The following is an 18,660-nucleotide window of genomic DNA, read 5'->3' on the forward strand; positions in this document are numbered from 1 at the left end:
GAAATACGCTCCCCCCTCCGACCTATTTCATTGCCTTTTACTTATCTTGAGAAGCTTGGCGCCGAGTACCGCAGGAACTGCGATGCCAATACTCAAGAGTGCTCCCATTTTGGCTCCATTAGTTAAAGCTGGATCAGTAAAGGCCTCACCCGCAATAAATAGAGACACAGTGAACCCTATTGCCGCGATACACCCTACCAGCAAAGTTTCCTTTGCCCCCATGCCGTGAGGCCTGTGCCAGCCAAGCTGATGGGCGACACTGCTGAATAAAGATATGCCTGCAACTTTACCAATCAGCAGGCCAAGTAGTACCAGTATGGTCGGTACCCCCATATGTGAAATCTCTACACCAGCATTCACCAGTCCGAACATGAACATGCCGAAGTCAACGAAAAGCCGCCAATCATGAACAAACTTGTCGAGCGTAGAATGCTCCCACGCATCTTCTTCAAACATATGCACGGTTTCCTTCTTTTCGTGAGGCATGAAAGGAACTATAAAAGCAAGAGCAAGTGCCGGGTGAAGATTACCCAGATACAGGCCTGTCCAGACGACCAATCCGCCCGTGATCAAGTATGGCCAGTATGGTTTCACCCTGGCGGACCTAAGGCCCCAGGCGAACAGCATTCCGAGAGGAATAAGCAGAAGCATTAACGGTTCCGGTGGATGATGGGGGTTTGGATAGAATATGGCGATTATCAGGAGGCCGATGGCATCATCAGCAATGGCCAATAGCAGCAGAAATGCTACAGCCGGATGATTGCGCCCGAAAACAGTCCGAGCCACCAGCCAAGCCAAGGCTATATCCGTAGCTGTAGGAATTCCCCACCCGTTTCTCAATGCAGAGGAGCCAAACAGCATGTTGAGTGTCAAATAGACTGCTGCAGGGCCTACAACACCCCCAATGGTCGCTATAATGGCATTCAGAGCCTTTCTGGGCGGATTCAAATCGCCGCCGGGCAGACAGCTTTCGGTGATCTCGGCGGCAGCAATGCCAAAGAACAGCACCATAAATAAATCATTTGTGAGGAAGTGAAGATTGACGCCCCCGACGATGGGCGTATGAATCAACCATTCATAAGATTTATGATCGAGGTTTGCCCAGGCAAGGGCAACCGACACCCCCATGAGCAGAGGGATGGAAAATTCCCGCAGCAAGTTGATGTGCTTGTTTTTTTTAAGGTTGTACATTTATTCGCTCGATTCTTGGCTGGTTATCTGCACAACCCGGCTAGCCCGGCAAATCCTGCACCGAGAAAACAGTCCCTTTAACTCTACCACGCAAAGTGCTACCACAATAGGCCAATGTGCCACCGCCACCCTTGACCCAAGACGGTCTGCCTTGTACCGCTGGACCGGCTCCTTCAGATTTGCCGCCATTTATCCTCCTGGAAACAAAAAACCGCTTCCGTAGTTAATGGAAAGCGGCGTCTTCATCTTATAAAGCTATCATTACACAGCCTCTACGACAAATAAGTCGTTATTAATTACGTCATCCGCCCCTTAAGGTCAACAGGTTTCTCCTCCTCGCAAGATGTTCCCATAAATGTTCTACGAATAGAAAAAGGGATTAGCTTGAATAGCTAACCCCTTGTTTTTATTGGAGGCGGCGAGCGGATTTGAACCGCTGAATAAAGGTTTTGCAGACCTCTGCCTTACCACTTGGCTACGCCGCCGTATTTGATGTGGACCGGTAAAGCAAGAACGTCTTATACATGGTTTTGATCACAGTGTCAACGAATAAATCAGATCTCTGCCATGGAAGGTATTCGGAATAAAAACCCTCATTTAGCAATTACCCGGGAGAATTTCACCAAATAGTCCACACCAGACCAAATGGTTATGATGGTGGCAATCCAGAGATAAAACATGCCGATATTGTGCATATTGACCGTCAGGATCGGCAGGTCTATGGCGAAAAACCAATGGTATTCATAGTGGAGCAGCAGTCCCAAAATGGCAACGATCTGAAAAATTGTCTTGAATTTGCCAAGATTGCTTGCCGGAATTACAAGCCCTTCGGTTGATGCGACACCTCGCAGACCGGTAATTATTATTTCACGCCCAAGAATGACAAGCACCATCCAGGCAGGCACCCGGTTGTAGGGAAGCAGCATGATAAGCGCGGCCATGACGATGAGTTTGTCGGCGATGGGATCGAGAAACTTGCCGAAGACCGTCTCTATACCCATGCGCCGTGCCAGATAGCCGTCCAGCCAGTCGGTGATCGAGGCAATGGCGAAAAGCGCAGCGGCCCAGAAACCGGCCTCTCTGGAAGGAGAGAGCAATAGTATCACCAGAAGTGGTATGGCAGCTATGCGGAGAAGGGTCAAAATGTTCGGCAGGTTAAGGATGGAGTCTTTTGCAGTGGTGGGCATGTAGAAACCTTTATTCGTAATTCTTTTTATAATTTAGTACCTTTGTCACGTAATTGCGTGTTTCCTGGTAGGGAGGAATCCCTCCGTACTTTGCCACCCTGTTCAGACCGGAGTTATATGCTGCCAGGGCAAGGGCTTCATCCCCTTTAAAGGTATCCAGGAGGAATCGCAAATATTTTACTCCACCCCGGATATTGTCGGCGGGATCGAAGGAATTGGCAACTTTCAATCCCTGTGCGGTCTTAGGCATCAGCTGCATTAATCCCTGGGCACCCTTGGAGGAGACAGCCGTGGGATTATAGCCCGATTCGGCATGAATCACTGCTTTTACCAGCGCCTTGTCCACGCCATATTTGATTGAGCATTCATTGATGATAGGTTCGAACTCCTCGGGGTTCCGGGCGCAGCCGGCCAGCCTGAAAGTCGTGCGCAACCGTTTGTCCTTCTTCAGATCCCGCATGAAGATCTTGAAACGCTTATCGGTGGGGGCATCGGTGAAGTGAAGTACCCCTTCTTCATCCTCATATTTGTAGATATCTGCAAAAACAGGCATGGCCATGGATGGGACAACCAGGAAGGCAACGACCCACAGTGACAGCTTGTTCATTTATTTCCACCCTCTTTTCACAAGCAGCTCAAATCATCATTAATGTTTATAGAACATAAGCAATGATAATTCAAGCATTAATCTGCCTACGCTATCCGTTAACACCCTAAAATACCTTGACAAAATGGAAGTGGGGGTAAATAATCCTGTGGTTTTCGGCAAACACAGTACTGCCGGAACAGGGAGGAGATTAGCATGAAACTAGAAAATGATTTTCTGGTAATCGGCAGTGGTATTGCAGGTCTGTCCTTTGCTCTTCAGGCAGCGGCCCATGGCAAGGTCGCCATAGTCACCAAAAGGGACATATCGGAATCTGCTACCAATTATGCCCAAGGAGGTATCGCCACCGTATCTTCCAAAGATGACACCTTTGATGCCCATGTGGAAGACACGCTGGTTGCCGGTGCAGGCATCTGCCACGAGGATGTGGTAAGGATGGTTGTGGAAGAAGGCCCGGCGGTGATCAGTAGCCTTATCGACTGGGGGGTTAAATTCACCACCAGCGGCGATACCTATGACCTGACCCGTGAGGGGGGGCACAGCCAGAGGCGAATCCTTCACGCTGAAGATATAACCGGTCGCGAGATCCAGAGGGCGTTGGTGGCTGCTGCCAGGGCCAATGAAAATATCACCATTTATGAAAACCATATCGGCATCGATCTGATCACTGAATCGAAGATCCTGCGCAAGCGGATCAAACCCAATCGCTGTATTGGCGCCCATGTCCTGGATATAGCCAGCGGCCAGGTGAAAACTTTCAAGGCGAAGATCACTCTTTTGGCAACTGGCGGTGCCGGCAAGGTATATCTGTATACCTGTAACCCCGATGTGGCAACGGGAGACGGTGTCGCCATGGCCTATCGCGCCGGTGCAACCATAGCCAATATGGAGTTCATGCAGTTCCACCCCACTACCCTCTACCATCCCAATGCAAAATCATTTCTCATATCAGAAGCTGTCAGGGGTGAAGGCGCCATTCTTCGCCGTCGTGACGGCACAGCCTTCATGGAGAAATACCACCATCTGAAGGATCTGGCGCCACGGGATATCGTGGCACGTGCCATTGACAACGAGATGAAAACCTATGGGGACGACTGTGTATTTCTCGACATCACCCACAAAGACCCGGAGTATGTCAGGAACCGTTTCCCCAATATCTACCAGACCTGCCTCGAATACGGGTTGGATATGACCAAGGAGGGGCTGCCTGTGGTGCCGGCCGCTCATTATCTCTGCGGAGGTGTTGCCGTTGATACCAACGCTGAAACCGACATCCAGCACCTCTATGCCATTGGTGAAGTGGCATTTACAGGTTTGCACGGCGCCAACCGTCTGGCCAGTAATTCTCTTCTCGAAGCTGCTGTCTATGCGGGCCGTGCCTATGCCCATGCCGTGCAGCAGCTGAAAGCCCATGATTTCCGGTTTCCAGAGATCCCCGTCTGGGATTCCGGCACTGCCACCAACAGCGACGAAATGGTGGTCGTCTCCCAGAACTGGGACGAAATCCGCCGCTTCATGTGGAACTATGTGGGCATAGTGCGGTCCGACAAACGTCTGGAAAGGGCCATGCACCGGATCAAACTGATCCAGGAAGAAATTGAAGACTACTACTGGAACTTCATTGTAACTTCTGATCTCATCGAACTGCGCAATATTACCACGGTCGCAGAACTGATCGTAAGATGTGCCCGGCAACGCAAGGAATCCAGGGGGCTGCATTACAACATCGATTATGCCGACCGGGACGATATCCACTGGAAAAAAGACACCTTCGTCAAAAAGCAATTCTGAAAGTCTTATCCTCAGGGAGCTCTATGCAGATAGATGATTACAGGGAAAAAATTGACCAGTTGGACAGCGAACTGCTGCGGATATTCAATGAACGGGCCGGTCTGGCCCTGAAGATCGGTGAGATCAAAAAAGGGCTTGCCCTCCCCGTCTATGATCCCTCCCGAGAGAAAAAGATCTTCCAGCGAATGAAAGCAGAAAACCCCGGACCTTTGGACGATCAGGCCATTGTCAGGCTGTTCGAGAGGGTAATAGACGAATCGCGCCGTCTGGAAAGGCTGATGACGCGGCAACAGATTCTGTCCGAGGAGAATGATCGATGCTGATAATCATGAAGAAAAGTGCCGATGAATCGGCCCAGGTACATATCAAGGAGTATTTGATCAACAGGAACTTCGACATCCACCAGTCAACCGGCGCAAACCGCGTCATCATCGGCGTAATAGGCGACACCGAAAAACTGGAACCGGCCGATCTGGAAGCGATGCCGGGAGTACTTCAGGTAATCAGGATCAACAAGGAAGAATGATTCAGTGACTGTTAAAACGGCTAAGTCATGAATAGCAAAGGGGCTGATGGATACCATCGCCCCTTTTAATTTGCTTGCCTGGATAAACGAAAAGGGCCTACGTTCGCACGTAAACCCCCTGTTTTTTTTGGTGGAGCTGAACAGGATCGAACTGTCGACCTCTTGAATGCCATTCAAGCGCTCTCCCAACTGAGCTACAGCCCCATTCAAGAATCCCTTTTATAGCAAACCGGTCTTCAGGTGTCAATCTTTTTTTTCAATTTTTATGCTTGACCGTTCTGCACTCATTGGCTATAATCCACGGACAATTTCTGCCGGAGTGGTGAAATTGGTAGACGCACTGGACTCAAAATCCAGCGGGAGCAATCCCATGCCGGTTCGACCCCGGCCTCCGGCACCATTTTCAACAAAGTTAAAAAGCCCTGTAACCCAGGGCTTTTCTTTTTGATAAGCGCATTATTTCCCCAAAATTCCCCGCAGACCCTTCTCCAGAAGTTCCTTTTCCGGGCGCTGAGATTCACCTTCCTTTTTCTTCAGAAGTTTCTCCTGAATGGTCTGCTCAAGCTTCTCCCTCCCTTTCTGCTTCAATTGCTGGCGGACACCGGAAACGTCGAGTTGGAACCGAGGGGAGGAAAAGGTTCCCTTGACCTTGAGGGGCAGGACACCCCATCCTTTTTCATCGGTAATCATCTTGCCCAGTTCACCTCTCGTTATCCTGCTGGTCAGCTGAGGTGCAAGGCGTGTTTCCAGGGACAGATCGAGACTTGAGTCGAGTCCGGCGGTTCCTTTCGGTGTGATATGCACATCACGACCGGTGACGTTGCTATCGACAACCACTTTGCCGTTGACTATTTTGAAACTGCCGGCGAATTTTTCGAACTGCACAACCCGCAACTGTTCGAGGTCCAGGAACTGTGCCAGACTCTGAACCAGTCCTGATCCCGTTAGTTTGCCTTGTGAGATATTGTAGGTGCCCTGACCATTGATGTTTTTCTTTATAGCTGCAGTTTGGGTTCCCTTGCCTGCCAGTTGTGCATTAAGGGAAAGGGTGCCGAAAACAGTTCCCGCAGCTTTAGGGGCAAAGGCGGCAACGAGTGAATCCGCCTTTACCCCTTGAATTGCCAGGGTTGTTGAATAGGTAAAACCCTTTTGTCCAAGGTCGACTCGCGCCGTATCGCTGAAAGAGCCACCAGCGACCTTGCCTTTCAGTTCATCGATATTCAGGATGTTGTCAGCGAGCCTGTATCTGAGGACCAGACCGGCAACCGGCAACCCCTTGTAGGATGTCTGCCCCAGTTGGAACGTGCCGGTGGCTCGAACCGGAATTTTCAGCGGGCCGGGTTCAGGCTTCTCCCCTTCAGCAGCAGTTGCTTTTTTGCTCTTTTTCAAAAACGGTTCCAGGTCAAAGCGTTCAGCACTAACGGAACTGGTGACGGACAATGGCTTGCCAAGCAGATTCGAGACGGTGAACTTTATATCCAGCTTGTTGGCGCCCATGGCTAATGTCAGGTCTTGGGAGGAAAGTTGACTCCCCTTTAGCACAAGTAATCCTGATAGTGATGGCCGTTGCCCGGAGGTTGTGAAAGCGACATTGTTAAGTTTCACCTCCCCCGCCTTAAGCAGTTCTTTCGGCGCCGAAACAGGCCCTGCCAGGTGTAATCGTACATTTACCGCACCCGAAGGATCAAGGGCTCTGATCTTTGCCGTCAGCTGCGGAGGGAGTCCGGCGGCCAGCTTCTTGATATCGGCCTCCTTGATGGTGATGACGACATCGATTGCCGGTTTCTTCCCCACATCGGCAGCTTTTCCATCCATCTCCATGGATGCACCAGGCACCATGGCCTTTACCCTTAAGGGGAACTGCTTATCCATGGCTATGTCGCTGGCATTAACTTCAACGCCCGTGATATCGTATATAAACGGCTGATCTGTCTTTTTGCTCCGATCTTCGTAGTGGACCGCACCTTTGAGCAATGCCACTCGGGATATCAGCAGATTGATTCCCTCTTTTGTCGTTTGTGGCGCGGGAGCGGGTTCTTTTTTTGCCATTAGATCGGAATAGTTGAAAGTGCCATCGGGCAAACGGATCACCCTGATCTTAGGCGTATCGAGCACCACCTGGTCCACCACCACCCTTCCCGTCAATAACGGCCAGAACCGGTATTTCAGCTTAACCTGTTCGGCCTGTACGAAGGGATCCGCTCCTGTTTTTTCCATTACGGTCAGCTTCTTCAGGACAATGCCGGAAAAAATGCTGACACTGACCTCCCCCAGCTGAACCTGGCGCTGCAGCTTCTTTTCGGCCAAGGGCAACACGGTCTTCCTGACCCCTTCGGGGGTGACTAGCAATTTTACCAGGACGGCAATAACCAGGAACAGCACGGCAATGGCCGCAAAGATAATACCTGTGATCTTGAGAGTTTTTTTCACGACGATCTCCCTTTCCGGCTATCTGGCGAAGACAGAAGAGTATCAGACAACCTGTGGCTTTTAAAATTGTAGCAGTTCCCCCGATTATTTCAGTGACCGGCAGGGTGGAGACAGGGTTCCTGCCAAGCTAAGAGATAAGGCTGAAGTTGCTCCGAAAGGATGAAAAAAGATCCAGGTACTGCTCCACCAAGCGGGAAAGCAGGAAACTTTTCAATACACTGTCCCGCGCCTTCCTTCCCATCTCCTCGCGCAACCGATCATCCTTCAAAAGCTGGACGATACGCGCTGCAGCCTCCTCAGGTGACGAGACAAGGAAGCCGTTTACGTTATCGTCGATCTGGTGCGGAATGCCACCTACCCTGCCACCGATGACTGGAGTTCCTTTCAGCATTGCCTCAGCCACAGTCAGACCGAATCCCTCCCGCAAAGATTTTTGCAATACAACGGCTGCCCTCCTCTGCAGTGCATTCACCAGTGCCGAGTCCTGGGAGCTGAGAATCAGCAGGCGCTCTTCCTGGCACTTAAGTAAAGATTCGTATATCTGCGCACCCTCGGGATCGTCGGTGGCCATGCTGCCAAGGAGGACCAGGGTGCATGGCATCTCTTTTCTCGCAATCTTGAATGCCTGAATCACACCTTCGGGGTCTTTCCAGCGGTCGAACCTGGATATCTGTACAAGTATGGGCAGATCCACCGGAATATTGTAATGGCTAAGACGCTCGTCGATTTCAGGATCGCTCAACTCGCGGTTCTTCTGGGAAAACGGGTCAATGGCCGGCATAAAGAAAACCTGTGGCGTATTCAGCTTTTGCCGGTATTCAGGCAAGGACATGATTACCGCATCGTACATCTGAATGTAATTCTGCAGATATTCCCACAATTGGGGATGGGGATCATGCAATTGCAGGTGGCAGCGCCATATCCAGGGACCACGCTTTCGATTATGGGCCACGATCGGCAAAGGCTGTGGATCATGAACGACCACCATGTCATGATTTAGATGCATCCTGATGGCGTTTTCGTGGATTACCTCTTCAAACACCTGGACTTTTCTCCGGGTGAAGTGGTAATCGCTCCCTTGCAGGGCATTGTGCATCTTCTTGGTAATGGCAAAGAAGTCGGGCGAACCGGAAATTACACGCCAGCCGGTTTTGATGCCCAGACTGTTCATCAGGAGCGTGAGGGAAGAGAGAATTTCCGAGACGCCTCCTCCGTAAAAGGTGGAATTTATGTGGACGATGTGCAGGTCGTTCAGGCGATGGGCCTTGCTGAGAATTCGATCCACGGCTTCACTGCCGATCAATGGTTCATAATTGTGTATGTTCGCGATCTTGTGAAACTCCATGGTCAGCCCCCGAGAGGTGCGGTGTGGAATCACACAGGCGTCTCTTCCTGAATTCAGCGTCTCACCCACGCAAAGCGATCCATTATTTTATATTAAGTATATGGCGAATCGTTCCGACCGCATTATATAGTGAATGTTTTCATAAGGAATGCTGCTTTTATTCCATCCGTTATCTTGAGCTGGCAGGCAAGGATATTACACAAATACGTCGGTAAGTAAGTATATCGATTCCATGGTAGCATTGTATTTTCAATTGCTTATCCTTTGTATTATATGGTAATAACACACTGTCATGTGATGCTTGAGGTTCTAACGCTGATCCGCCTAATCTGCAATGAGACTTAAGATTGCTTTTGCTTTTTCTCGATTCTGGTAACATGTTTTGAGAAGTGGTCTGTTATCCATAGAGGAGGGATAGATGAAAAGGTTATTGCTGGCACCAATTTTGGTGCTGATTTTAATTACCATGACCGGTTGCGGTGATGATCATCGCAACGAACCTCAATTGTTCTTCACGCAAATCCTTAGTAATGCGGCACTCGACGGGGACATTGAGCGTAATCCGGCTGCAGGGACATTGACAATTACCCAGGGAAACACCGAGAGTGTCTTTGTCGGAGTAGATCCTGTGACTGGGACAGAATTTCGAGCTTTTCTCGATTTTTCACTGACAGGCGCCGGTGGCGTTCCCCTTAATGCGATAATAAATTCGGCAACTCTGAACATCTCCATAAACAACCTCGACCCCAGAACCGCCACCATCCCCATCCGTATCGACCTTATTTCCTTCGCTCCGCCAACACTGTTGGGAGACGACTTCGATCGCACACTGCAACCGGCCCTGGCAACCACCACCATTCAGCCCCCTATAGGTCCTGCTGATTTCGGGCAAAATGTGGCCATCGACATTACCTCTTTGATGGTTGAAGCACAACGCCTCGGCCTGCCGACCCTCCAACTGCGCCTTTTGCCGGACTCTCCAATTCTAGGACTTGTGGAGATCAATGACACAACCGGCGTCAATCGGGGAATCCTTGCCCCTCTTCTGGAAGTTGAATACTTCTGAAATGCTGTAAATCCTTCTTTCAGCGAGCAAAAAAGCCAGTACAACGATAAGTTGATATATTGATGAACAGGTAAGGATAATTTACAAACGAAATTTCTTTTAGATTAAGAGATTACAGGAAATATAAAGATATTAATTCTGCACTTGCATATTGGAAAAAATGCTGTAAGATTATAAACATTTAATTTTAAGCCATTGATCCGGGGGGGACACATGGCCAGGATGGTAAACGTAATTTTCATTGACGGGGCCATTGAACCGGTTCCGCCATCCCTGCTCAAGGAACTGATAAGCTTGCGGGAGATAAGAGCTTTCGAGAGAACAGAAGGCTGGGTATATATCGGACAGGCCCCTATCAGAAGAAAACTTAAACCCATTAAAGGGCCTGGCCAGCGTTCCTACGACATATATCTGGAGTGACGAAACTCGCACTACCCTACTCCGCCGATTCATTACATCTAAGATGGAAAAAAATGTCAAACCAGTTGACAAACCCAAGTCGAACGATTATCCTTCATCCAAGCAATAAAGGGGAGTAGTTATCGGCCACCGAAAAGGCCGACCCGGATTCCGTCAATACGGCCACGAGCCCGGAACCGGGGCAGATTTCTGTCAACAAGACCTTTATCCAGGGCATTCAAGCCGGGGGTAAAGGTCTTTTTTATTACCCCCGGCGATAAACCACATCGTCGGAGGTAAAGCGATGAATCGACTCAAAACGACCCTTCTCCTCTCTCTTCTCACCGTGCTGATGGTGCTGATGGGCAGCGCCATCGGCGGCAAGACCGGAATGGTCTTCGCCTTCTTCATGGCTGTCGCCATGAACTTCTTCTCCTACTGGTTTTCCGACAAGATTGTCCTGAAAATGTATGGCGCCCAGGAAATCGGCGAGCATGACCATCCTGCATTTTATGGGCTGGTCCGCAGGTTGGCGCTCCAGGCAGGGCTCCCCATGCCGCGGGTCTTTGTCGTCCCGTCGGAGAGCCCAAACGCCTTTGCCACCGGGCGAAATCCTTCCCATGCTGCCGTTGCCGCGACAGAAGGCATTTTACGCATTCTTTCTCCCGATGAACTTGAAGGGGTCATGGCCCATGAGCTGGCCCATGTTCAGAACCGGGATATTCTCGTTTCTACCATTGCAGCAACCTTCGCCGGCGCCATTTCCATGATTGGCAACATGCTCCAGTGGGGAGCAATCATGGGTGGCGGGCGAAGTGACGACGAAGAAGGCTCAGGAGGTCTCATCGGCTCGTTGGTAATGGCTATCATCGCTCCCATTGCCGCCATGCTGATCCAAATGGCTGTGTCCCGTTCGCGGGAATACCTGGCCGATGAAACCGGTGCCCGCATTTGCGGTCGTCCACTGGCATTGGCGAACGCCCTGCGCAAGCTGCACAACGCTTCCCACATGATACCAATGCAAGAGGCGTCCCCGGCGTCAGCGCATCTTTTCATCGTCAACCCGCTTACTGGCGGCTCGCTGATGAACCTATTCTCCACCCATCCCCCCATGGAGGAACGTATAGCCAGACTGGAAGGACTGGCGAGGAACAGATGGTAGAATGGACCCTGAGGAATGTGAAGCGGCTGATAATAGCCGTCACCGGTTTTATCGTCATGGCAGTAGGCATTGCCATGATAGTGCTCCCCGGCCCGGCGGTCATCGTCATCCCAATCGGGCTGGGGATACTGGCGACGGAATTTGTCTGGGCCAGAACGTTCCTGAAACATGCCAAAGAGCGAATGGCCCGTTTTAGAAAAAAAGCCGAGATCAGCTAGAGTGTTTTATCTAGTTTCCATCCGGAAACTCCGGATGAGAAACTATGGTTTCCGATTCGGAAAGAGGGGGGTTTTTGTTCTGGCAAGGAGATCAAGGGCTTGCGCGGAGACGTACATCGGTACGTCGCACAAGTAAGCCCGCAGATTGACGCCGCCAGGGCAGAAAAGAACCCTTTCCGGATGGAAACTATCTAAATCTATTAAAGAAGGAGAACCGAGATGAAATGTCCCGTCTGCACCAATGTGAATCTGCTGCTGGCCGAACGCCAGGGAGTGGAAATAGATTACTGTCCCACCTGCCGTGGTGTTTGGCTTGACCGGGGAGAGCTGGACAAAATACTCGATCGTGTCGGTCAGGTACCCATGGAACAACCAGTCCCAGAGTCCTACCGTCAACCGCCACCACAGCCGGTGCATCACATGAACCATGGCCATAATTACCATGGAGAGCACAAAGGTTACGGTCACAGCCGGCCACACAAGAAGAAATCCCTGCTGTCCGAGATCTTCGACTTCGATTGATGATACGCAAGAATCAGTTAAAACAACAGGAAAGGAGAAATAAATGTCCCATTATCAGAAGCAAGACCGTGGCGAATCGAGGAAAATGCAGAAAAGAAGAAGGGATGATAGTGCCCTGACCAACGTGGTTTCCTTGCGCATCAGCGATCAGGAGAAACGGGTCCTGGAGAAAATCACCAGGTCAAGCTCGAAGAATGTTTCCGAAATAGTGCGCGAGGCCATTGAATTATGGTTGGCAAAGCGCAAAAAGCTGTGTCTCGATAACTGAAAAAAGGAGCCGTGAATGAAGAAAAATATTGCTAGAGTATTTGCCATCGTGGCAGCCGTTATGTTCATGAGTATCGCCGTGCTGGAATCGAATGCTGAAGCCAGGGCCGGCGGCGGCCGCTCTTCCGGCTACCGTGGCTCACGCAGCTATTCCCAACCTAATACATCTTACTCACAGCCATCCCAATCGCGGCAGCAGTACAATACCGCCCCAAATGCGATGCAACAACGCCCCGGCGGCGGTTTTCTCAGAGGTATGGCCGGCGGAATCATGGGAGGCTTGCTCGGCGGCATGCTCTTCAGCAGTCTTGGTTTTGCAGGTGGCGGCAATATGGGCGGAGGAGGTATCGGAATCCTGGAAATCCTGCTTTTAGCAGGTATCGGCTACATGATTTACCGCTTCGTCAAAAAAAAGCGTGAAGCCAGCCTGGCCACACCGTATGGGCAGACTGGCTATCAGGCTGGTACGGTAACCTCCTTTCCCAGCGGATACAACAGCAGTTTGCCGGTGGCGGATACTGTGGATTCCGGAATAGCCAACATCCGCAGCATGGATGCCTCCTTCGACGAGCAGCGCTTCAAGGATTCGGTGATGGATACCTTCTTCCGCATTCAGGGGGCATGGATGAACCGCGATCTGGCTCCGGTTTCCATTCTCCTTACCGAAGAGATGAAGAATATATTGCAGGAGGATGTCAGCCGCTTGCTTCGTGACAGGCAGGTAAACCGCCTGGAGAATATCGCCGTCCGCAGTGTGGAGATTGCCGAGGCATGGCAGGAGTCGGGACAGGACTTCATAACTGCTTCCATTTATGCCAATCTGCTTGACTATACCACTGACGATGCAACCGGAGCTGTCGTCTCGGGAAACCGAACCGAGCCGGTGAAGTTCGAGGAATACTGGACCTTCACCAGACCGGTGGGCGCTAATGCCTGGCGCCTTTCAGCTATCGATCAGAAGTAGTAAACTACAGCTGCATGTGGGGCGCCCTTGATGGGCGCTCCATTGATACAAAACGTAAGTAAATATACAGCGAGAGGCTACCAGCGCTTGGTAATTTCGATGAGATGGTAGCCGAAGTCTGTTTTCACCGGTCCCAGCACCTTGTTCAGGTCGCCTGAAAAGACCACTTGGTCGAACTCGGGAACCATCTGCCCTTGAGCGAAAGTCCCCAGATCGCCGCCCCTCATCCTTGAAGGGCAAGCAGAATTAAGCTTCGCAGTCTCGGCAAAATCGGCGCCGTTCTCAATCTCTGTTTTCAGCTTCAGGCATTCTTCTTCTGTGTCTACTAGGATGTGGCGTGCGTTAGCGCAAGGCATGGGAGAACTCCTTATTGGTTGATATGGACGGCGGCGCCCTTGATGAAAGAAGGCCGCCCATGGCTAATATATGTGTAAAAAAGGTTGTTTTGCAAGAGCAGTTTAAGATTACCTCTTTGCCACCCCAACGGGCTGTGGCTTTGCCACGAACACCACATGCCGAAGCCCTCCCCTCCCCGGTCGTTCGCTTTTCACTGAAAACCCACCATCCCGGAGCCGCTTGTCGAATCCAGCATCGTAGTTTTCGCCCCATATGGCAAATACACCATGGGGCTTGAGGGCCTGGCGCGTATTGTCAATTGCCTTGCTGCCATAGAGGGGATCGTCACGTTTATGGGAACGATAATGTGGCCCTTTATAGAGATCAAGGACTATGGCATCGAACCCTTCTTCCTCTCCGCCCCTCCTTGATCTGCGGATGACATGGGCGACGTCGGCTATCTCGACTGCCACCCTGGGGTCATTGACGGCCGAATCTGTAAGCCTCGCCAACGGTCCCCGGCACCACTGCAAAACAACCGGATTCAGCTCGGCTACGACCACCCGAGCGCTGGCAGGCAGAGTATCGAGAACAGCTCTGAGGGTATAGCCCATGCCAAGTCCTCCCACCAGAACACGCGGTCTGTCACTGATCTGCAAGTGTTCGCAGGCCAGACGACCGAGGGCGAGCTCTGAGCGATTGGCTCTGCTGTTCATCAGCACCAGCCCCCCAACAGTAATGAGAAAATCTCCTTCGCCACGACGACGAAGCTGCAAGACCCCTTCGTCTGTGGAAATACTTTCAATAACTATCCAGGGTTGGGACATGCTTTAACCTCGTGTGCAAGGGAATTGATAACCGGGAACACAATAGCACAATGGTGCTGACTGGCCTTAGTGCTCTCTGTAAAAGAAGTTACTTGATGCCCTGTTTCTGGAGAAGTATGGATCTGACTGCTTGCTGACGGTAGATAAAGATCCGTTCCAGCTGTTTGCGGACTATTGGGTAGGCAGCCTCCCCCATGGGGGCGACGGGAAGGCGAAAGCGGACGTCATCATCGATAATGGTAGTGCCATTGGGCCCGTCACGGAAGCTATGCTTGTGGATCCATAGCCGGTAGGGGCCTTCCACCTGCTCATCGACGAAGAAATCGGGAGGCGACCAGGCAATGATCCTGCTTTTCCAGCTGAATGGCACTCCGAACAGCTTTAAGCGGTAGGCTATCTCCGCCCCCTCTTTCATTTCCAGGGGCAGTTTGGAGAGTATTACGAATTCCAGCTCGGGAGGGGTTATGGTCCCCAGATTGGCGGCCTCTGCGAAAAACTCGAAGACGCAGGACCGAGGAAATTCCAGTGTCTGTGAGTAATGTAAAGTGTGTTCTGGCATATACGCTTTAGTTGTCCTCAATATTAGAAAAACCCCGCCTGAAAAAGACGAGGTTTTTCTAATAGAAGATTATTGGCTTTTCGGTCAGGCCAGATCCTGGACTGCTTTGAAGATGATATCAAATAGTTCGGGAATGTCCTTTTCGGCAATGCACGAAAATGCAATGCGCAGGTCGGTTTTACCAATGGAAATGGCGCCTACCCCGTATTTGTCCAGCAGGTGCTGGCGCAGTTTCTCCGCATCAACGGTTTTCAGTTTAAGGCACATGAAATAGCCGGAATTGAAGGGATAGTAGTCCCAAGCCTTATCATACTTGCCGCTGTTAAGCACCTCCTTGGTTTTGAGGGCTCTCCCCTTGAGCACCTGGAACTTTTCTTCCTTTTGCTCGAGGAATTTGGGCGAACGCAGCGCCTCGATGACGAACGTCTGGGAAGGGTGCGGACAGTTTGAGATGCGGGCGCGGATAATCCCCATGGCTTTCTTCTCGAGGGCGGTCATGACCGGTGCGTTCTCATATTCGTTGCCGTCGGCAAAGGTTATGAAGCCGGTACGGAACCCCCAAACGAACTCCTCTTTAGTTGCACCGTCGAGCTTTATGGTCAGGATGCGAGGATGGAGGTTGGCAAGCTTGCCAAACAATGACTCTTTGAGACTGTCTTCATAGAAAAGCCCGAAGTAAGCATCATCTGTAATGGCAACAATATTACAACCCGACTCAGCAACCTCCTTTATGGCGGCTACCAGGGCATCTCCCTCCGCAACGGTCGGCGTGTAGCCGCTCGGGTTGTTTGGGAAGTTAAGAAGAACTACAGCCTTGCCTTTCTCTGCTGCCGTATTCTTGAGGACAGCTTTGAACGCATCGATATCATAGCCGCCAGTGGCAGTGAAGGTAGGATATTTCTGAACAATTGCACCGCAGCAGGTTCCGAAGGTCAGGTTATAGTTACCCCAGAGCATGTCAGGAAGGATCAGGTGGTCTCCCTTGTCAATGAACATATCTGCGACAATGGAGAGACCATGGGTCAGGGCATTGGTGACAATGGGATTGCTAAAGTGTTTGCCCTGTTGGCTGGGATTTTCCCGCAGCATCTTCTCACGCCAAAGAGAGCGCAACTCGGGTTTTCCTGCGGGAGGTGCATAGGGATAGATTTCTTTAGGATCAAAGCCGGACAATTTATCCTGAATGCATTGCAGGTACATGGGGCCACCGTTTTCGGTGGCGATGCCGATAGTCGCATTGAACTTGTGTGCTTTTTCCTTGGCTTCAGCCGATTGGGTCAGAATCCCTTTCGGGAAGAAGAGGTTTTTCCCCAGATCAGACAGCATCTCCAAAACGTGCGGACTGTGCTGGGAAAGCAGATCGTTTAATTCACTAGCAAGTGGGTTCATTCTTTCTCCTCCGGACTATTTTGAAATGGCTACAACAAATCAAGATCGTTCAAATTAAATTCAGCGGCAAACTTCTTGGATAATACTTGAAAGAAGTAAACCCTGCAATAGTTCTTAAGCCATCGACTAAAAAATTATCCACCATCCCAGTGGTGTTCAGGGGCATGAATAATAAAAAAGGGAACGGCGGCTATTGGTAGACTACTTGAGCATCATACTTTTATTAGTTTTACTTTTGCAAAAGAGCACAGCCGCTTTTGCATTTTTGCAAAAGTTCCTTTGTCGGGCCAAAGCCTTGTTCCGTATACATTTATGACGCTTGGTCCAATCCCGGTCGACCAAAAGAATTTGCATTTCTACAAAAAAGATGTTTTTCAACTCTTCCATCCTTTGGAGTATCTACCCATAACATGCTGGAATTACGACTTAAAAATTAATCAAACACGATTATATTCCTCTGGCATGTATGTTGCTCCCTTTTTCAGTAAATCCAGTCAAAAAACTAAGGAGGTGACACATGTCACAAACATCGACTAACAAGGGTTGGCAGGTTACTATGGCCGGTCTGGGCATCAACCTGGCACTCGGCGTGCTGTACGCTTGGAGTATTTTCAAGGGAGCAATAAAGGCATCCATCGAACAAGGTGGGCCAGATGCTTTCCAGTGGAGTCTCTCCTCCATAAACGATCCATATGCTCTTTGCTGTCTCGTGTTTGCCTTTGCCATGATTGTCGCCGGCAAGTGCCAGGACAAACTTGGCCCCGCGCGCACCGCACTGATCGGTGGGCTTTTTGTCGGCAGCGGTTTTACCCTGATGTCATTCTCCAACAGCTATGCTGCCTGGGTAATCGGCTTCGGAGTGCTGGCTGGTACTGGTTTCGGTTTTGGCTACGCTGCAGCTACTCCTCCTGCTCTTAAATGGTTTTCTTCAACAAAAACCGGGGTCATCGCAGGCACGGTCGTGGCCGGTTTCGGTCTTGCTCCGGTCTATATTGCACCGCTTTCAAGCTTCCTTTTGGGCACTTATGGAATACAGAAGTCGATGCTGTTCCTGGGCATCGGCTTTACGGTTGCGGTCTGTGGGCTCTCTTTCCTGCTGATTAACCCGCCGCAAGGATATGTGCCTGCCGAGCCGGCCAAAAAAGATGACGGCAAGCCTGCCGCCAAGGCAGTCTACAACGCAAATATCAGCGAAATGATGCGGTCACCCAAGTTCTATCTCCTCTGGATGAACTTCTTTATCGGTTCGGGTGCTGGCCTCATGGTTATCGGCAGCGTTGCCGGTCTGGCCAAGAAGAGCATGGGACCGATGGCATTTGTTGCCGTTGCCATCATGGCAATCGGTAACGCCAGTGGCCGGGTTATTGCCGGCATCCTTTCGGACAAGATCGGCCGCAAAGCCACCCTGACAATAATGCTTGGCTTCCAGGCCGTTATGATGTTTGCAGCTATCCCGGTGGTAGGTTCCGGCAGCGCCAGTCTCCTGGTCGTGCTCGCTACCTTCATCGGTTTCAACTACGGCAGCAACCTCTGCCTCTTCCCTTCCTTTGCGAAGGATTACTGGGGCTTCAAGAACTACGGCCTCAATTATGGGGTTCTTTTTACCGCGTGGGGCGTGGGCGGATTCGTCATGGGTCGTGTTTCCGAAATGCTTAACGCCGTTCCCGGCGGTCTGAATAAATCATTCATTCTTGCAGGCGTCCTTTGTGCCACCGGCACAATACTGACCATCTTCCTCCGCGAGAAGAAGAAGGTCGAGGTTTCGGCTCCTGTTATCATGGGCGAACCGGTTGCAGTGAAAGAAGACTACTAGTGTCACGTGCGGCTAATTCTTTCCTGACAATTTCAGGTCTTTTGGCCCCCGGCTGTGTTGC

At 50.8% G+C, this 18,660-nt stretch carries 20 protein-coding genes and 3 tRNA genes; 12 read left to right on the forward strand and 11 right to left on the reverse strand.

Going from position 1 to position 18,660, the window contains the following annotated elements; genetic code table 11:
• Positions 1-27: 27 nt before the first annotated feature.
• From GEOB_RS14040 to GEOB_RS14060, 4 genes are all read right to left on the reverse strand, one after another.
• Positions 28-1,191 (reverse strand): Na+/H+ antiporter NhaA, encoded by a 1,164-nt coding sequence (locus tag GEOB_RS14040; RefSeq protein ID WP_012647908.1) that lies wholly within the window; start codon positions 1,189-1,191, stop codon positions 28-30.
• Between the two features lie 410 nt (positions 1,192-1,601).
• Positions 1,602-1,676 (reverse strand) — tRNA-Cys (locus GEOB_RS14050).
• Between the two features lie 108 nt (positions 1,677-1,784).
• Positions 1,785-2,378 (reverse strand): CDP-diacylglycerol--glycerol-3-phosphate 3-phosphatidyltransferase, encoded by a 594-nt coding sequence (gene pgsA / locus GEOB_RS14055; RefSeq protein WP_012647910.1) that lies wholly within the window; start codon positions 2,376-2,378, stop codon positions 1,785-1,787.
• Between the two features lie 10 nt (positions 2,379-2,388).
• Positions 2,389-2,985 carry a lytic transglycosylase domain-containing protein gene (locus GEOB_RS14060; protein WP_012647911.1) on the reverse strand — a complete coding sequence of 199 codons (597 nt, stop codon included), beginning with the start codon at positions 2,983-2,985 and terminating at the stop codon, positions 2,389-2,391.
• 195 nt (positions 2,986-3,180) lie between these two features.
• Here GEOB_RS14060 and nadB point away from each other — a divergent pair, with 195 nt between their 5' ends.
• Genes nadB through GEOB_RS14075 form a run of 3 tightly spaced genes read left to right on the forward strand, consistent with a single transcriptional unit; the run spans position 3,181 to position 5,302 of the window.
• A complete protein-coding gene (gene nadB / locus GEOB_RS14065; RefSeq protein ID WP_012647912.1) occupies positions 3,181-4,776 on the forward strand; it encodes an L-aspartate oxidase in 1,596 nt (531 codons plus the stop codon).
• Between the two features lie 23 nt (positions 4,777-4,799).
• Positions 4,800-5,099 (forward strand): chorismate mutase, encoded by a 300-nt coding sequence (locus tag GEOB_RS14070; RefSeq protein ID WP_012647913.1) that lies wholly within the window; start codon positions 4,800-4,802, stop codon positions 5,097-5,099.
• The gene (locus GEOB_RS14075; protein WP_012647914.1) at positions 5,093-5,302 is read left to right on the forward strand and encodes a hypothetical protein; all 210 of its coding nucleotides are present in this window, start codon (positions 5,093-5,095) and stop codon (positions 5,300-5,302) included. The genes GEOB_RS14070 and GEOB_RS14075 overlap by 7 nt, the downstream gene beginning before the upstream one ends.
• A 128-nt stretch (positions 5,303-5,430) precedes the next feature.
• Here GEOB_RS14075 and GEOB_RS14080 read toward each other — a convergent pair.
• Positions 5,431-5,506: transfer RNA gene (locus tag GEOB_RS14080), tRNA-Ala, on the reverse strand.
• Between the two features lie 109 nt (positions 5,507-5,615).
• Between GEOB_RS14080 and GEOB_RS14085 the strand changes: the two genes are divergently transcribed.
• Positions 5,616-5,702 (forward strand) — tRNA-Leu (locus GEOB_RS14085).
• A gap of 56 nt (positions 5,703-5,758) precedes the next feature.
• Here GEOB_RS14085 and GEOB_RS14090 read toward each other — a convergent pair.
• On the reverse strand, positions 5,759-7,732 hold the full coding sequence (locus GEOB_RS14090; RefSeq protein WP_012647915.1) for an AsmA family protein: 1,974 nt from the start codon (positions 7,730-7,732) through the stop codon (positions 5,759-5,761).
• Between the two features lie 127 nt (positions 7,733-7,859).
• A complete protein-coding gene (locus GEOB_RS14095; protein WP_012647916.1) occupies positions 7,860-9,077 on the reverse strand; it encodes a glycosyltransferase in 1,218 nt (405 codons plus the stop codon).
• 418 nt (positions 9,078-9,495) lie between these two features.
• Here GEOB_RS14095 and GEOB_RS14100 point away from each other — a divergent pair, with 418 nt between their 5' ends.
• The 7 genes from GEOB_RS14100 (at position 9,496) to GEOB_RS14130 (ending at position 13,675) form a co-directional block, all read left to right on the forward strand.
• On the forward strand, positions 9,496-10,143 hold the full coding sequence (locus tag GEOB_RS14100) for a hypothetical protein (protein WP_012647917.1): 648 nt from the start codon (positions 9,496-9,498) through the stop codon (positions 10,141-10,143).
• A gap of 213 nt (positions 10,144-10,356) precedes the next feature.
• The gene (locus GEOB_RS14105; RefSeq protein ID WP_012647918.1) at positions 10,357-10,563 is read left to right on the forward strand and encodes a GSU3473 family protein; all 207 of its coding nucleotides are present in this window, start codon (positions 10,357-10,359) and stop codon (positions 10,561-10,563) included.
• Between the two features lie 283 nt (positions 10,564-10,846).
• Positions 10,847-11,704, forward strand: a complete 858-nt coding sequence (gene htpX, locus GEOB_RS14110) for a zinc metalloprotease HtpX (RefSeq protein ID WP_012647919.1) — start codon at positions 10,847-10,849, stop codon at positions 11,702-11,704.
• Entirely contained in the window at positions 11,698-11,922 is a 225-nt protein-coding gene (locus GEOB_RS14115) for a PGPGW domain-containing protein (RefSeq protein WP_012647920.1), read from the forward strand. The genes htpX and GEOB_RS14115 overlap by 7 nt, the downstream gene beginning before the upstream one ends.
• Before the next feature lie 219 nt (positions 11,923-12,141).
• A complete protein-coding gene (locus GEOB_RS14120) occupies positions 12,142-12,444 on the forward strand; it encodes a TFIIB-type zinc ribbon-containing protein (RefSeq protein ID WP_012647921.1) in 303 nt (100 codons plus the stop codon).
• 43 nt (positions 12,445-12,487) lie between these two features.
• Positions 12,488-12,712 (forward strand): ribbon-helix-helix protein, CopG family, encoded by a 225-nt coding sequence (locus GEOB_RS14125; RefSeq protein WP_012647922.1) that lies wholly within the window; start codon positions 12,488-12,490, stop codon positions 12,710-12,712.
• Positions 12,713-12,727: 15 nt separating this feature from the next.
• Complete coding sequence (locus GEOB_RS14130; RefSeq protein ID WP_012647923.1) at positions 12,728-13,675, forward strand: Tim44 domain-containing protein; 948 nt, start codon at positions 12,728-12,730, stop codon at positions 13,673-13,675.
• Positions 13,676-13,752: 77 nt separating this feature from the next.
• On the opposite strand, the gene GEOB_RS14135 is transcribed toward GEOB_RS14130, so the two are convergent.
• The 4 genes from GEOB_RS14135 to GEOB_RS14150 form a co-directional block, all read right to left on the reverse strand.
• Positions 13,753-14,031 carry a peptidylprolyl isomerase gene (locus GEOB_RS14135; RefSeq protein ID WP_012647924.1) on the reverse strand — a complete coding sequence of 93 codons (279 nt, stop codon included), beginning with the start codon at positions 14,029-14,031 and terminating at the stop codon, positions 13,753-13,755.
• A gap of 108 nt (positions 14,032-14,139) precedes the next feature.
• Positions 14,140-14,838, reverse strand: a complete 699-nt coding sequence (locus tag GEOB_RS14140; protein WP_012647925.1) for a spermidine synthase — start codon at positions 14,836-14,838, stop codon at positions 14,140-14,142.
• 88 nt (positions 14,839-14,926) lie between these two features.
• The gene (locus tag GEOB_RS14145; protein ID WP_012647926.1) at positions 14,927-15,397 is read right to left on the reverse strand and encodes an SRPBCC family protein; all 471 of its coding nucleotides are present in this window, start codon (positions 15,395-15,397) and stop codon (positions 14,927-14,929) included.
• Between the two features lie 84 nt (positions 15,398-15,481).
• Positions 15,482-16,786, reverse strand: coding sequence for an aminotransferase class I/II-fold pyridoxal phosphate-dependent enzyme (locus GEOB_RS14150; RefSeq protein ID WP_012647927.1), 1,305 nt, complete (start codon positions 16,784-16,786; stop codon positions 15,482-15,484).
• Between the two features lie 517 nt (positions 16,787-17,303).
• Here GEOB_RS14150 and GEOB_RS14155 point away from each other — a divergent pair.
• Positions 17,304-18,599, forward strand: coding sequence for an L-lactate MFS transporter (locus tag GEOB_RS14155; protein WP_012647928.1), 1,296 nt, complete (start codon positions 17,304-17,306; stop codon positions 18,597-18,599).
• Positions 18,600-18,660 lie beyond the last annotated feature (61 nt).

The organism is Geotalea daltonii FRC-32 (assembly GCF_000022265.1).
GTDB classification, from domain to species: Bacteria; Desulfobacterota; Desulfuromonadia; order Geobacterales; family Geobacteraceae; genus Geotalea; species Geotalea daltonii.